We start from the raw sequence: 13,981 nt of genomic DNA, 5'->3' as shown, positions 1-13,981 counted from the left end.
TGATGACGTGCCGACCCAGGTCGGCACCTACCCGGCGCTACTTCTTCTTTTTCTTCTTGTCCTTGGGCTCGTCCTTGCTGGCGACCACCACCGGCTTGGCGGCAGCATCCTGCCCATTGCCCTTGGCAACGCGGATGCCATTGGCTTTCATCCAGGCATCGAACTGGTCGGCGGTCATCTTCTGGTCGCCGTTGCTCATCATGAAGCGATAGCTGCCGCGGCCATCCAGTTCCGGGGTCTTTACTTCAACCACCGGGGTCTCGGCCGGCCGATCGGCCTTGGCCGTTTTCTTGTGGCCGCCACACGCGGTCAACAGCACGATCGGCAACAACAGGCTGGCGCAGCGCAGGGTTTGCTTGAGGGTCGGGTGATACATGGGCAGGCTCCGTTCTGGACATTCGACAACCAGGCGCCCCCTACGCCTGGAACGGTGGCCGGCAACCGCCGGCCGTGGGCATCACTCAGCCCGGTGCAGCGGCCCCCAGCCGCTGCTGGTCGCTGACCTCCAGCGCCCGCCACTGGCCCTTGCCGAGATCGCCGAGCGTGAGCTCTCCGATCGCAACGCGGACCAGGCGCAGCACCTGCAGGTCGAAGGCCGCCAGCAGGCGACGGATATGGCGGTTGCGGCCCTCGTCGAGGACCACCTCCAACCAGGCGGTCTTGTCGCCGCTGCGCAGCACGCGCACGGCCAGGGCGAGGAGAAATTCACCCTCGTCTTCGACACCGGCGCGCAGCGCCGCCAGGGTGTCGTCATCGGGCAGGCGATCCACCTGCACGTGGTAGGTCTTCTGCGGGCCGGTCTCCGGATCGGTCAGGCGTGCGGCCCACTGCGGATCGTTGCTGAACAGCAACAGGCCTTCACTGGCTTTGTCCAGGCGACCGACCGGCGCGATCCACGGCAGGCCGGCGCCATCGAAGCAGCGGTACACGGTGTCGCGGCCACGCTCGTCCTGCACGGTGGTGACCACCCCGCGCGGCTTGTTGAGCATCAGGTACAGGCGCTGTGGTGCGCCCATCGGCTGGCCGTCGACCTCGATCGGCGGCGCCGGGCTGGCAATCGGGAATTCCGGATCACGGACGATGCGCCCGGCGACGCGGACGCGGCCATCTGCAATCCAGCGCGCGGCCTCGCTGCGCGAGCACATGCCGGCCTTGGACAGCACGCGCGCCAAGCCATGGCGCACGCCAGCGGAAACCGCAGGGGGATTCGCACGCCCACGCGTAGCGTGGGAGCGGGCAGCGGGGGCAGCAGGTGGGCGGCGCGTGCGCAAGCCTCTGCTCCCCGCCGCGCTTACTTCTTGTCGACCGGCTTGGTCTCAGCCGGTACTTCGGCTGCGGCCGGGGTAGCAGCCGGAACCGGACGTGCCTTGACCACGCGCACGCCGCGCGCCTTCATCCAGGCGTCAAACTCTTCGGCGGTCATACGCTTGCCGTTCTGGCTCATGTCGAAGCGCCACGGCGTGTTGTCGAACTCGGTCTGCGGCTTGTACGCGGCAGGATCATTCGGCTTCACCGCCGGCGCACTCGGAATCGCCTTGGCGATGTTCTGGCAGCCATCGATGCGCAACCGCTGCAGCACCTGGTCCAGCGACTGCGACGGATCGTAGCTGCTGCCCAGCACGCCGCTGGCCATGCCCAACTGGCTGCTGCGGATATAAAGCTCGTCGGCCACCGGGGCGACGGCCGTGGCCGGCAACGGCAGCGGCGAAGCGCTGGTGTTGACCGAGCAATCGACCGCAGCGTGAGCAGCAGGAACCAGGGCCAGCGCCAGAACGGCAGCCGATGCAGAGCGCAGCATGAGGGCATCCACGAAAGGAAGTGACGCGGCGAGTTTAGCAATGCCGCGTCATCTTTCAAGCGCCACTTTCAATGAATACGCCAACTCATTGGTTTCATAAGCAAATTGCCGACGAACGGTCGCCACTGAAGCGCTGATTCATCATTCCGGACCGCACAAACAACAAGACCCGGCCGAAGCCGGGTCCTGCTGTGTCTTACTGGCAGAGCGTCAGAACTTAGTTCTGGACGTTCAGCTCGGTACGACGGTTCTTGGCGCGACCTTCCGGATTGTCCGAACCATCCGGGTTGGTGTTCGGTGCAATCGGACGGCTCTCGCCGTAGCCGATCGGACCGGCCAGACGGCCAGCGTCGACGCCGTTCTTGGTCAGGTAGTTGTACACCGCGGTGGCGCGGCGCTCCGACAGCTTCTGGTTGTAAGCGTCGGTACCCTTCGAGTCGGTGTGACCGGCGACTTCAACGCGCAGATCCGGGTAACGCTTCAGGATCTCGGTGGCTTCGCTCAGGATGGCCACAGCGTCCGGACGCAGGTTCGACTTGTCGAAGTCGAAGTTCACGCCCTTCAGGTCGATCGAGACCGGCACCGGGCAACCGTCCGGACCGATGGTCTGACCCGGCTGCGAGTTCGGGCACTTGTCGTCGCAGTTGTTGACGCCGTCACCGTCGTCATCCAGGTCGGCGCAGCTCGGGGCAACCGGAGCCGGTGCCGGAACAGCAGCCACCGGGGCCGGGCCCAGCGGGATCACGACGCCGACCGAAGCCAGCACGTCGCCGAACCAGCTTTCGTCGCGCGCGGCGATGCTCTGGTCGTCGAAGTCAGCGCGGTAGGCCACTTCGGCGCGGACAGCAACGCGCTTGTCGAAGGTGGTCTGCAGGCCGACGCCGAGCTTGGCAGCCAGGTTGCCGTCCTTGCGCTCACGCGGACCGTTGGTGTTCAGAGCCGGGTACTCTTCTTCCGACTTCTGGTAGCCCAGGCCGCCCACGATGTAGGGGTTCCAGCCGCGGCCTTCCTTGATGAAGTGGCGACGCAGATCGAACGACACGCCGTACTGCGACCAGTTCTGATCCTGGTTGGCGTCGAAGTTCGGGTTCTGGTAGTTCAGCTCACCATCCAGCGACCAGTTCGGGCTGATGAACTTGCCCAGACCCAGGGTCACGAACGGAGCGTCGTTGGTCAGACGGTCGTTATCCTGGAAGTTGAAGCCGGCCGAACCGGTCAGGTACCAGCGGTCATCGAACTCCTGCGCCGACGCAGCCTGGGCGAAAGCCAGACCGCCCAGCAGCGCGGCAGTAAGGATCTTCTTGTTCATTGAGTACAGCTCCTATTTCGGGGGTATGAAACCGGTAGAGGCATGGGCCAGCACTACTGCGTCGATGTTCAGACAGCCGATTCAGCACGCCACCGCCGCGAACATTATGCTCAGGCGGGTGAAGGTCATGTTAACAGTCCCGTAACATGTGAAGCGTCGTGCACGACCGGCTACCGGCCCGACGTTGAAACCCTATACAGGATGATGAAAATCCGCAAGACCCACACACCACAAGGGTTTGGAAGGGTTTAAGGGCCAGATGCGACAGTTTTGGCTCTGGTTTATCGGAAAGCGGTTCAGCGCGCGCCCATCGAGGTGAGGAACCTTATGATGCAGACAGGAACCGAGCTGGAGCCGCAATGAAAGCCGTCGCCCTGTGCCGTGAATCCGCCCCTGCCCTGCGCGATCTGGTGCTGCCACCGCCGCCGCCACCGCGCGGCCGTGACCTTCTGATCCGTGTCGAAGCAGTTTCCGTCAATCCCGTGGATGGGAAGCTGCGTGCAGGTACGTCAGCCGCGTCGCTGGATAACCCGCGCATTCTCGGCTGGGACGCGGCAGGTGTCGTTGAAGCCATGGGCGAGGAGGCCAACCTGTTCGCCTCCGGGGACGAGGTCTACTACGCCGGAGACGTCACCCGACCCGGCTGCAACGCGCAGTATCAGCTGGTGGATGAGCGACTGGTGGCGCGCAAACCGACCACCCTCGACTTCGCCGAAGCGGCCGCGCTGCCGCTGACCACCCTGACCGCCTGGGAACTGCTGTTCCAGCGCATGCCCCTGCTGCTTGATGACCGCCGCCACGCCGGCCAGCGCCTGCTGGTGATCGGTGGTGCCGGCGGCGTCGGCTCAATGGCGATCCAGCTGGCCCACCACGCGGGATTCGAGGTCATCGCCACCGCCTCGCGTGAAGCCTCGATCGACTGGTGCCGGCGGATGGGCGCCCAGCATGTCATCGACCATCGCCAGCCCCTGCTACCGCAGCTGCAGGCGCTTGGCATCGACGATGTGCAGGTGGCACTGAACCTGGCCGATACCGACCACTACTGGGACGAACTGGGGCAGCTGCTGGCGCCGCAGGGACATGTCGGCCTGATCGTCGAACCGCGCGGCCCGCTGCGCATCGGCGATCCCTACAAGGCCAAGTGCATCGGCATCCATTGGGAATTCATGTTCGCCCGCGCGCGCTTTGCCACCGCCGACCGCATCGAGCAGCACCGCATTCTCAACCGCGCCGCCAGCATGATCGATGCGGGCCAGTTGCGCGGCACGCTGAGCGAAGTGCTGGGGCCGATCAATGCGGCCAACCTGGACGCCGCCCACCAGCGTCTGGCCGGCGGCCGCACCATCGGCAAGCTGGCGCTGGCCGGCTGGGACGACTGATTCACCATTACGCGCACCGGGCACGGCTCGACGCCGTGCCCGGCGCGGCCTGTGGCAGTGGATTGGCTGGCATCTGTATCTATTGAATGACCCGTTTCAGGCATAGGGTGGCAACAGATTCCCCTGCCCTGAGCCTGTCATGCCCACCGCCCTGCCCCTGCGCCTGCTGCAACTGATCATCGGCCTGTTCCTCTACGGCTTCGGCGCCTCGCTGATGATCCGCGCCGCGATCGGTGTCGCGCCGTGGGATGTGCTGTCGCAGGGCATCGCTGCACAGACCCCGTTGTCGTTCGGCCTGGCCACCAACGTGATCGGCGCGCTGGTACTGCTGTTGTGGTGGCCGCTGCGACAGAAGCCCGGCGTCGGCACCGTGCTCAACGTGATGCTGATCGGTCCTTCGGCCCAGTTCGGGCTGTGGCTGCTGCCCCCGGCCGTCGGCCTGGGCTGGCAGGTGGCGATGTTCTGCGCCGGCATGCTGCTGGTGGCGCTGGCCACCGGCCTGTACATCGGCGCAAAGCTGGGCCCTGGTCCGCGCGATGGCCTGATGACCGGGCTGCACGCGCGCACCGGCTGGCCGATCTGGAAGGTGCGTAGCCTGATTGAAGGCAGCGTGCTGCTGCTGGGCTGGTGGCTGGGCGGCGATGTCGGCGTAGGCACGCTCGCCTTCGCGTTGCTGATCGGGCCGCTGTGCGGGGTCACCCTCGGCTGGTTCGGGATCGGCCGCGCACCGGTAGTGCCGGACGCTGGCCGGCAACCGCAGACGCCTTGACCTACCGTGGTTGCCGGCCAGCGGCCGGCACTACCGCCCCCGGAGTTCGGGGGCAGCGCCGCAGGCGCGACCAAACAGCCCTTGCCCCGGCCGCCGTTTCGCGGCACCCTTCGCGCTTCCGTACGCAAGCGTATCGACATGTCGCCAGCCAACGAAAGCGCCTACCCCCACCTGTTCGCCCCGCTGGACCTGGGCTTCACCCAGCTGCGCAACCGGGTGCTGATGGGCTCGATGCACACCGGCCTGGAAGATCGCGCACGCGACTTCCCGCGCCTGGCCGCCTACTTCGCAGAGCGCGCCGAAGGCGGCGTCGGCCTGATCGTCACCGGCGGCTTCGCGCCGAACGTGGTGGGCTGGCTCAAGCCGTTCGGCGGCAAGCTGTCCTGGCCTTGGGAAGTGCGCCCGCATCGGCAGCTGACCGCCGCCGCGCACCAGCACGGCGCGAAGATCTGCCTGCAGCTGCTGCATGCCGGGCGCTATGCCTATCACCCGCTGTCGGTGGCGCCATCGAAGCTGAAGGCGCCGATCAATCCGTTCACCCCGCGCGCCTTGTCGGCCAGCGGCGTCGAGCGGCACATCGCCGACTACGCACGCAGCGCGAAGCTGGCCCGCGAGGCCGGCTACGACGGCGTGGAAGTGATGGGCTCGGAGGGCTACCTCATCAACGAGTTCATCGCCCCGCGCACCAACAAGCGCAATGACCGCTGGGGCGGTGATGCCGCACAGCGCATGCGCTTCGCGGTGGAGATCGTGCGTCGCATCCGCGAGGCGTGCGGTCCGGATTTCATCATCATCTATCGCCTGTCGCTGGTCGACCTGGTCGAAGATGGCAGCAACTGGGAAGAGATCGTGCAGCAGGCCCAGGCTATCGAGGCAGCCGGCGCGACGATCCTCAATTCCGGCATCGGCTGGCATGAAGCGCGCATTCCGACCATTGCCACGTCGGTACCGCGCGGTGCGTTCGCCGCAGTCACCGCCAAGCTCAAGCCGCACGTGACGTTGCCGCTGGTGGCGACCAACCGCATCAACATGCCCGATGTCGCCGAGCGCATCCTCGCCGATGGCGGTGCCGACATGGTGTCGCTGGCGCGCCCGCTGCTGGCCGATCCGCAGTGGCCGAACAAGGCCCGCGCCGGCCGTGCCGAGGCCATCAACACCTGCATCGCCTGCAACCAGGCCTGCCTGGACCACGTGTTCGAAAACAAGCTGGCCAGTTGCCTGGTCAACCCGCGCGCTGCCCACGAAACCGAGCTGGTCTATACCCCGACCACCGCACCGAAGCGGATCGCCGTGGTCGGCGCCGGTCCGGCCGGCCTGGCCTGCGCCACGGTCGCTGCCGAACGCGGCCACCAGGTCACCCTGTTCGACGCCAGCGAGGAGATCGGTGGCCAGTTCAACGTGGCCAAGCGCATTCCCGGCAAGGAAGAGTTCCACGAGACCCTGCGCTACTTCCGCCACAAGCTGGCCGAGACCGGCGTGCAGCTGCGCCTGGGCACCCGTGCGGACGCTGCCAGCCTGGCCGGCTTCGACGAGGTCGTACTGGCCACCGGCATCATGCCGCGCAAGGTCGACTTCCCCGGTGCCGACCACGCCAGGGTGGTCAACTACCTGGACGTGCTGCTGGGCCGGGTCGAGGTCGGTGCCAGCGCCGCCATCATCGGCGCCGGCGGCATCGGCTTCGATGTCGGCGAGTTTCTCGCCCATGACGGCCTTTCGCCGTCGCTGGACCCGCAGCGCTGGATGGCCGAATGGGGCGTGGATGCCACCTTCGAGGCCCGCGGCGCACTGGCACGGCCGGCCGTGGAGGCATCTCCCCGCAAGCTGTGGCTGCTGCAGCGCAGCGCCGGCAAGCCCGGTGCGCGCCTGGGCAAGACCACCGGCTGGATCCACCGCGCCACGCTGAAAGCCAAGGGCGTGCGCATGCTGGGTGGTGTCGAGTACCTGGGCGTGGACGATGCGGGCCTGCGCATCCGCGTCGAGGGCAGCGAGCAGCTGCTGCCGGTCGACCACGTGGTGATCTGTGCCGGGCAGGAACCGCAGCGCGCGCTGCAGGCCGAACTGCAGGCAGCCGGCATCACCGCACAGCTGATCGGCGGTGCCGATGTGGCCGCCGAACTCGATGCAAAACGTGCCATCGATCAGGGCAGCCGGGTCGCCGCCGCGCTCTGATGAAAACCTGAATGGGGGCCGCAATGTGATTTCCGTCACCGGCCCCCAAGCTGAATGTCAAGCCGGACAATTCAGGATGCGTTCGGCAATGCCCCCCTACCTTGCGCCATCTTTCCGCTCACCAGCCAGTTTCCGGTGAGCCGGTGCGGACCCCGCCGATCGATCCACGATCGTGTTCTTGGGGCCGCCCACGGGGCAGCCCCGATGGCCGCCTCCCCATGACGCTAAGTCGTACCCCGCCTCCCAGCAGCCCGCGCTGCCGGAACCGCAAGGTGCGTCCCACACGGAGCAAGGAGTTATATGAAACTGGCCTGGATTCTCTGGCTGTCGCAGTTGTTGCCGCAGCCGGCCGCTGATTCATTGTGTTTGAGCACCACCGTTTACCTGGAAGCCCGCGACCAGACCCTGCGTGGCCAGCAGGCCGTGGCCGAGGTCGCCCTGCGTCGCCTCGACAGTGGCCTATGGGGCGATTCGATGTGCCAGGTGGTGACCGCGCGCAAGCAGTTCGCCCCCACCATCGTCTCCCCCGGCACCCAGCTGGGCAACGATGCGGCCTGGAGTGAGGCGATGGACGTAGCCTTCGACGCCGAGCGCAACTGGGCGCTGCCGGCCGGTGAGCGCCGCGAGATCGTGCCCGGTGCCAGCCACTTCGCTGCGCTGGCCATTGCCAGCCCGAACTGGCGCAACGCCTACCAGGTGGCCACCATCGGCGATCACACCTTCTACAAGGTGCAGAACCTCAAACCCCGGCAATCGTAACGATCCGTTGCCGGCGGCAGCGTTGCCGCGCGCCGGTGGGCTCTGGGATAGTGGGGGTTTCCCGCTACACCCGCCTGGAGTTCCCATGAAGCTGTACAGCAAGCCCGGTGCCTGTTCCACCGCCGACCACATCGCCCTGCAGTGGACCGGCCAGCCGTTCGAAGTCGAACTGCTGAACAAGGACACCCTGAAGGGTCCGGAATTCCTCAAGATCAATCCGGCCGGCGCCGTGCCGGCGGTCGTCGATGGCGACTTCGTGCTGCTGCAGAACGCAGCGATCATGGGCTACATCGCCGACACCTATCCGCAGGCCGGTCTCGGTGGCGATGGCAGCCCGCATCAGCGCGCTGAAGCCACCCGCTGGCTGGCCTTCGTCAACTCCGACGTGCACCCGGCGTTCTCGCCGCTGTTCTCGCCGGGCAAGTTCATCGCCGATGAAGGGCAGTACGACGCGATCCGCGCCGCTGCACACAAGCGCCTGCGCGCGCTGTTCGAGACCGCCGACAAGCAGCTGGCCGACAAGCCGTGGCTGGCCGGTTTCCGCAGCTTCGCCGATCCCTACTTCTACATCACCCTGCGCTGGGCGGCTGGCACCAAGGTCGACCTGTCGGGCTTGGACAACCTGGCCGCCTACAAGGCGCGCATGGACGCCGATGCGGGCGTGCAGGCGGCGCTGAAGGCCGAAGGCCTGGCCTGATGGAACCGGGGTCGGATCCGTCTGCGCAGCAGGCGGCTCTGACCCCACCGTTACCATCGGCGCGGTCAGCCGATTTCGCGGATCACTTCGCCCTTCGCATCGCGCAGGAACGTCGGCACCACTTCAACCTGCAACGTACTCGACACCGTGTAGGTCCCGCGTTCCGGCCGCACCTGATGCCAAGCCTGCAACGCCGCGTCATCCATCACCCAGCGCACGTTGTCGCCCTCGACCGTGGCGGCGCCATCGGTGGCAGGCATGAACTCCCATTGCCGTTCGCGGCTGACCAGCGTCAGTGACTTGCCGTGGCGCAGGCGCAGTGGCAGCAGTTCACCCACGCTGCCGACCTGCCCTGCCCCCAGCACCAGCGTGGTAATGCCCGCCGTCTGCCGCCAGTCCAGCGTTTCGATGAACAACATGCCCGTACTGGATCCCTCACGCTCGCTGCCAGCGTGCACCTGCGCGGCCAGCGCCGGATCGTCCAGCAGGTTGCCGCGATGCAGGTCGGTGATCCACAGCGGCATCGCCGGCTCCAGCACCTGCAGAACACCGCGCGTGGACCAGCGCTTGATCGCGTCCATTTCCTCATCGGTCAGACCGACCACCTGCAGGAACTGCAGCTGTCCATTGGCGGTATCGCGCGCGGGCAACTGTGGATCGGCGACGAACGCCAGATGGCAAAGACGGGTGTCGGTCTCCAGCGCGATCGGGCCGTTGGCGTTGAGGTGGTGCCCATCCTCGAACACATTGCCGCTGCTGAACACATAGCGCGCCAGATTCTGCAGCAGGTTCATCGGCCACGCCGGTGGCGCGCTGTCCGCACGCTCATCCTTGTCCGCAGCCAGACGGAACGTCAGCTCGAAACCATAGCCACTGGTCGCCACATCACTGCTCTCCTTTGCATACAGTTCGGAGAGACCGTAGGTGACGTAGTGCCAATGCGGAACCGGTGCTTCCGCCCAGTACACGCTGATGCCGTCGAGCGGATCCTGGCCACCCAGCGTGTACGGCAGCGCGGTACCGAAGTGACGCGGTTCCTGGCCGGCGTACAGCGGCGCCAGCGCGGCATTGATCGCATCCCAACCGGGGGTATCGGTGTCTTCCTGCACGGGGGCTCCTGGGCGGAAAAAGAGCGGACCACTTTACCCCGCACGTCAGCCCGGCACGACCTCGGCCGCAACCGGCGTCAGCGACACCTGGACCTCCTGCCACCAGCGCTGTGCCAGCGCCGGGCTGCGCGCCTTGCCGATCGCGGTGATCATTTCCGGGCACAACCGCTCCAGGGTGACCGCGTCAGTGCAACGCTCGATCTTCAACTGCATGAAGTAGCCTTTCAGCCCGAGATGGCGGCGCACGGCATCGCTCATCGCGTCGTACAACTGCTGGTACAGCGCCGGATCCTGCTCGCGGCCGCTGCAGAGTCCGCGCTGCGGGGCAGGTTCAGCCCTGCCGCCGACCACTTCGATCAGGCCCAGTGCGGCCAATTGTTCCAGCGCATCCTGCGGTGCGCGCAGTCCCTCGAACAAGCCGCGCAGTTCGCTTTCATCGCGCTGGCCGTCAACCATCAACAGGATCGAACGCAGCGCCGCCGGCAGGCGCCGGGCACGGTCTTCGATCTCCTGGCGGCCAGCGGCCGTCTTGGCATGCAGCAGTGCCATAGCTCCCCCTTCCCTCGATGCGATACGCATGCGTGCCCTTGCGGGCACGCCCCCCTGTTCGCCATCGCCGGGTGGCACGCGCGTTCCCCGGCGCGCGCCGCGTGTTGCAGGTCGATGACAGCCGGAGCTTAGCGCATGTCCTTCGCCCGAGGGGGGGGGCCGGCCGCTGGCCGGCAGCCCCGCCAATCCCGAGGTTGCCGGCCAGCGGCCGGCACTACCTGATCAGCGCCCCAGCGCGCGGCGGATCTCTTCCAGCGCGCCCGGGTCGTCCAGCGTCGACAGATCGCCGGGATCGCGCTGCTCGGCCAAAGCCTGCAGCGAACGCCGCAGCAACTTGCCCGAACGGGTCTTTGGCAGGGCGTTGACCACGTGCACATGCGCCGGCCGCGCCACCGCTCCCAGCGACGCGGTCACCGTGGCCATCATCTCTGCCACCACCGCAGCCGGATCTTCGCCATCAAGGCCCTGCTTGAGCGTGACGAACACCAGCGGCACCTGCCCCTTCAACTCGTCCTTCACCCCGATCACTGCGGCCTCGGCCACGCGCGGGTGGCTGGAGATGGCCTCTTCGATCTCACGCGTGCCCAGGCGGTGGCCGGCCACGTTGATCACATCGTCGGTGCGGCCCAGGATGAAGGTATAGCCATCGTCATCGCGGATGGCCCAGTCCAGCGAGCTGTACAGCAGTTCCTTGAAGTGGCTGAAGTAGCTCTGCAGGAAGCGGCTGTCGTCATTCCAGACCGTGCTCATGCAGCCCGGCGGCAACGGCGGCGTCATCACCAGCACACCCTTCTGCCCCGCAGCCACTTCTTCACCGGTGTTCTCGTCGATCACCTTCATGCGGTAGCCGAGATTGGGGAAACCCGGTGAGCCGAAGCGCACCGGTTTCATGTCCAGCCCGGGCAGCAGGGTCAATGCCGGCCAACCGGTTTCGGTCTGCCAGTAGTTGTCGATGATCGGCTTGCCCAGCGCGTCGCTGATCCAGTGCGCGGTCGGTTCGTCCAGCGGCTCGCCGGCCAGGAACAGGTACTTCAGCGCATCCAGGTCGTGCCGGTGGATGAAATCGGCATCGTGCTTCTTCAGCACACGGATCGCCGTCGGCGAGGAGAACATCGTGCGCACGTTGTACTGCTCGCACAGCGCCCACCAGATGCCTGGGTCAGGGTTGGTCGGCAGCCCTTCGTACAGCAGCGAGGTGCAGCCGCCGATCAGCGGGCCATACACGTTGTAGGAATGGCCCACGGCCCAGCCGACGTCGGAGGTGGAGAACATCACCTGTCCGGGCTTGCAGTCGAACACGGTCTGCATCGACTGCGCCATCGCCACCGCATAGCCACCGACATCACGCTGCACGCCCTTCGGCTTGCCGGTGGTGCCGGAGGTGTACAGCAGGTAGCTGGGTTCGCTCGATTCCAGCCATTGCACCGGCACATCGGTTTCGCCGATCTGCGCACGCAGGCTGGCGTACTCGACGTCACGCCCTTCGATGCGTGGCTCGGCCGGGTCCAGCCCGCGCGAAACGATCAACACGTGCGGCGGCGGATTGCTGGCCTCAGCGCAGGCGGCATCGACCATAGCCTTGTACGGAATGAGCTTGCCACCGCGCATGCCGGCGTCGGCGGCGATCAGCAGCTTCGGCTTGGCATCGTCGATGCGCAGTGCGAGATTGTGCGCGGCGAAGCCACCGAACACCACGGAGTGCACCGCACCGATACGTGCACAGGCAAGCATGGCGAACACGGCCTCGGCCATGTTCGGCATGTAGATCACCACACGATCCCCGTGGCCGACACCGAGATGTTTCAGCACGGCGGCGAAGTCGTTCACTTCGCGATACAGCTGGCGATAGGTGACTTCGCGGGTGCTGTTGGTTTCGGTGGAGATGGCGACCAGCGCGAGCTGGTCCGGGCGGTCGGCCAGATGCCGGTCGACGGCGTTGTAGCAGAGATTGGTTTCGCCACCGACGAACCAGCGCCGGAACGGCGGGTTGCTGTAGTCGAGCACCTGTTGCGGCGGCTTGTGCCAATGGATGCGCTTGGCTTCCTCGCCCCAGAATGCCTCCGGCTCATCGATCGAACGGCGGTAGGTTTCCTCGTAGTTCATGACGCAGCCCTCCCAGACAAAGTCATGGTTCGAGCATAGTCCGGCGCTGGCGCGCGGGCCGCCCTACCTTGGTAGGGGGTGTGTTGCCGGCAGGGCTGCGCCCTGCACCCGCAGAGGCCGGAGCAACGGCAACGGCAACAGCAACAGCCGAAGCAACAGCAACGGCAGATTCCGGGTTTGGCGGGGAGGGGGCAGATGGCGGGGGTCGCTGCAAGTACGTCCATGTAAGCTCGGTCGCGCCATCCATGGCGCTCACGCCCCCGCCATCTGCCCCCTCCCCGCCTCCGACAATTTCCCGCTGCTGTTGGGCTGCTGTTGGTAGCTGTCGACTTTGGTCGACACGTAGATCCACGCCATGCGTGGGTGCTTTTCGATGAATTGTCGAAATATTCGATTCCGATGGATTTGATCCACGCAAAGCGTGGATGGACCATCCGTCACCGGAGATCTATCGAAGGCGGGGCGGTGTGGGTTGGCAGGACCGTTGGCGCCATGGATGGCGCCATCGAGCCCCCATGGATGGGTTTACGGCGTGTCCTGCCAACCCACACCGCCCCGCCCAACAAGCAGAAAACCAGAGCCGCCTTGGCTGTTGCCGTTGCCGTTGCCGTTGATTCGGCAGGTGCAGGGCGCAGCCCTGCCGATACACCTGCTCTCTAGAACGGAGTGGCAGACTCGAACGCGAGCGCCTCGCCTGTCACCGGATGGGTGAACTGCAGCTTCCGCGCATGCAGGTGCACGCGCTGCGCTGCTTCTGCGCCATATAGCACGTCGCCGACGATGGGATGGCCGAGGCTGGCCATGTGCAGGCGCAATTGATGGCTGCGGCCCGTGATCGGCTCCAGTTCAACGCGCGTGCGTTGCGCCGCGATGTCACGCGACAGCACGCGCCACCGGGTCAGTGCCGGCTTGCCGCGTTCGTGGTCGACCATCTGCTTCGGGCGGTTCGGCCAATCGACGATCAGCGGTAGATCCACTTCGCCCGCATCTCCTTCAAGCAGGCCGTGCACGATGGCTTCATAAAACTTGCCCACCTGGCGCTTCTCGAACTGCATCGACAGCGCCACCTGCATGTCCTTGCCGCGCGCGTGCAGCAGCAGGCCGGAGGTGACCTGGTCCAGGCGATGCACGGTCAGCGCGTCGGCATACAGCGCCTGCAGGCGCGCGACCACGCAGTCCTGGTTCTCGGCGCTGCGGCCAGGCACCGACAGCAGGCCGGCTGGCTTCTCAGCCACCAGCAGCGCGTCGTCGATGTAATGCAGATGGATCATGTGATGCTGCGCGACTCCATATGAAAACGGGGAAGCCGAAGCTTCCCCGTTTTCTGCAACAACGAACCG

General features: G+C 66.3%; 13 protein-coding genes. 5 read left to right on the top strand and 8 right to left on the bottom strand.

The genetic code is table 11. The annotated features are described in order from the left end of the window. Positions 1-37: 37 nt before the first annotated feature. The 4 genes from ACQ5SA_RS06055 to ACQ5SA_RS06040 form a co-directional block, all read right to left on the bottom strand. Positions 38-376: a hypothetical protein gene (locus tag ACQ5SA_RS06055; RefSeq protein ID WP_025878095.1), complete on the bottom strand. Its 339-nt coding sequence runs from the start codon at positions 374-376 to the stop codon at positions 38-40. An 85-nt stretch (positions 377-461) separates the two neighbouring features. Beyond that, entirely contained in the window at positions 462-1,271 is an 810-nt protein-coding gene (locus tag ACQ5SA_RS06050; RefSeq protein WP_499313430.1) for a pseudouridine synthase, read from the bottom strand. Positions 1,272-1,291: 20 nt separating this feature from the next. Next, positions 1,292-1,798, bottom strand: a complete 507-nt coding sequence (locus tag ACQ5SA_RS06045) for a hypothetical protein (protein WP_049467667.1) — start codon at positions 1,796-1,798, stop codon at positions 1,292-1,294. Between the two features lie 217 nt (positions 1,799-2,015). Then, positions 2,016-3,107: an OmpA family protein gene (locus ACQ5SA_RS06040; RefSeq protein ID WP_230112734.1), complete on the bottom strand. Its 1,092-nt coding sequence runs from the start codon at positions 3,105-3,107 to the stop codon at positions 2,016-2,018. Positions 3,108-3,466: 359 nt separating this feature from the next. On the opposite strand from ACQ5SA_RS06040, the gene ACQ5SA_RS06035 reads away from it, so the two are divergent. The 5 genes from ACQ5SA_RS06035 (at position 3,467) to ACQ5SA_RS06015 (ending at position 8,880) form a co-directional block, all read left to right on the top strand. Further along, the gene (locus tag ACQ5SA_RS06035) at positions 3,467-4,486 is read left to right on the top strand and encodes a zinc-binding alcohol dehydrogenase family protein (protein ID WP_353101404.1); all 1,020 of its coding nucleotides are present in this window, start codon (positions 3,467-3,469) and stop codon (positions 4,484-4,486) included. 139 nt (positions 4,487-4,625) lie between these two features. Beyond that, entirely contained in the window at positions 4,626-5,255 is a 630-nt protein-coding gene (gene yczE / locus ACQ5SA_RS06030) for a membrane protein YczE (protein ID WP_353101402.1), read from the top strand. A 138-nt stretch (positions 5,256-5,393) separates the two neighbouring features. Further along, the gene (locus tag ACQ5SA_RS06025; protein WP_499313428.1) at positions 5,394-7,424 is read left to right on the top strand and encodes an FAD-dependent oxidoreductase; all 2,031 of its coding nucleotides are present in this window, start codon (positions 5,394-5,396) and stop codon (positions 7,422-7,424) included. 300 nt (positions 7,425-7,724) lie between these two features. Then, positions 7,725-8,183, top strand: a complete 459-nt coding sequence (locus ACQ5SA_RS06020; protein WP_025878087.1) for a cell wall hydrolase — start codon at positions 7,725-7,727, stop codon at positions 8,181-8,183. 85 nt (positions 8,184-8,268) lie between these two features. Then, a complete protein-coding gene (locus ACQ5SA_RS06015) occupies positions 8,269-8,880 on the top strand; it encodes a glutathione S-transferase N-terminal domain-containing protein (protein ID WP_499313426.1) in 612 nt (203 codons plus the stop codon). A gap of 65 nt (positions 8,881-8,945) precedes the next feature. On the opposite strand, the gene ACQ5SA_RS06010 is transcribed toward ACQ5SA_RS06015, so the two are convergent. From ACQ5SA_RS06010 to ACQ5SA_RS05995, 4 genes are all read right to left on the bottom strand, one after another. Next, positions 8,946-9,989 (bottom strand): suppressor of fused domain protein, encoded by a 1,044-nt coding sequence (locus tag ACQ5SA_RS06010; RefSeq protein ID WP_499313422.1) that lies wholly within the window; start codon positions 9,987-9,989, stop codon positions 8,946-8,948. A 45-nt stretch (positions 9,990-10,034) separates the two neighbouring features. Beyond that, entirely contained in the window at positions 10,035-10,538 is a 504-nt protein-coding gene (locus ACQ5SA_RS06005) for a hypothetical protein (RefSeq protein WP_353101396.1), read from the bottom strand. 222 nt (positions 10,539-10,760) lie between these two features. Further along, complete coding sequence (gene prpE, locus ACQ5SA_RS06000) at positions 10,761-12,641, bottom strand: propionate--CoA ligase (protein WP_230112728.1); 1,881 nt, start codon at positions 12,639-12,641, stop codon at positions 10,761-10,763. Between the two features lie 656 nt (positions 12,642-13,297). After that, positions 13,298-13,912, bottom strand: coding sequence for an RluA family pseudouridine synthase (locus ACQ5SA_RS05995; protein ID WP_230113308.1), 615 nt, complete (start codon positions 13,910-13,912; stop codon positions 13,298-13,300). Positions 13,913-13,981 lie beyond the last annotated feature (69 nt).

Origin of the sequence: Stenotrophomonas indicatrix (assembly GCF_050573115.1) — a bacterium.
GTDB classification, from domain to species: domain Bacteria; phylum Pseudomonadota; class Gammaproteobacteria; order Xanthomonadales; family Xanthomonadaceae; genus Stenotrophomonas; species Stenotrophomonas lactitubi_A.
This window is presented reverse-complemented; position numbering and strand designations above follow the sequence as displayed.

What these genes read in the sequence shown, in the direction of transcription:
- ACQ5SA_RS06055 (WP_025878095.1), bottom strand. Translation starts at nt 376, where the DNA reads ATGTATCACCCGACCCTCAAGCAAACCCTGCGCTGCGCCAGCCTGTTG.
- ACQ5SA_RS06045 (WP_049467667.1), bottom strand. Translation starts at nt 1,798, where the DNA reads ATGCTGCGCTCTGCATCGGCTGCCGTTCTGGCGCTGGCCCTGGTTCCT.
- ACQ5SA_RS06040 (WP_230112734.1), bottom strand. Translation starts at nt 3,107, where the DNA reads ATGAACAAGAAGATCCTTACTGCCGCGCTGCTGGGCGGTCTGGCTTTC.
- ACQ5SA_RS06035 (WP_353101404.1), top strand. Translation starts at nt 3,467, where the DNA reads ATGAAAGCCGTCGCCCTGTGCCGTGAATCCGCCCCTGCCCTGCGCGAT.
- yczE (WP_353101402.1), top strand. Translation starts at nt 4,626, where the DNA reads ATGCCCACCGCCCTGCCCCTGCGCCTGCTGCAACTGATCATCGGCCTG.
- ACQ5SA_RS06025 (WP_499313428.1), top strand. Translation starts at nt 5,394, where the DNA reads ATGTCGCCAGCCAACGAAAGCGCCTACCCCCACCTGTTCGCCCCGCTG.
- ACQ5SA_RS06020 (WP_025878087.1), top strand. Translation starts at nt 7,725, where the DNA reads ATGAAACTGGCCTGGATTCTCTGGCTGTCGCAGTTGTTGCCGCAGCCG.
- ACQ5SA_RS06015 (WP_499313426.1), top strand. Translation starts at nt 8,269, where the DNA reads ATGAAGCTGTACAGCAAGCCCGGTGCCTGTTCCACCGCCGACCACATC.
- ACQ5SA_RS06005 (WP_353101396.1), bottom strand. Translation starts at nt 10,538, where the DNA reads ATGGCACTGCTGCATGCCAAGACGGCCGCTGGCCGCCAGGAGATCGAA.
- prpE (WP_230112728.1), bottom strand. Translation starts at nt 12,641, where the DNA reads ATGAACTACGAGGAAACCTACCGCCGTTCGATCGATGAGCCGGAGGCA.
- ACQ5SA_RS05995 (WP_230113308.1), bottom strand. Translation starts at nt 13,912, where the DNA reads ATGATCCATCTGCATTACATCGACGACGCGCTGCTGGTGGCTGAGAAG.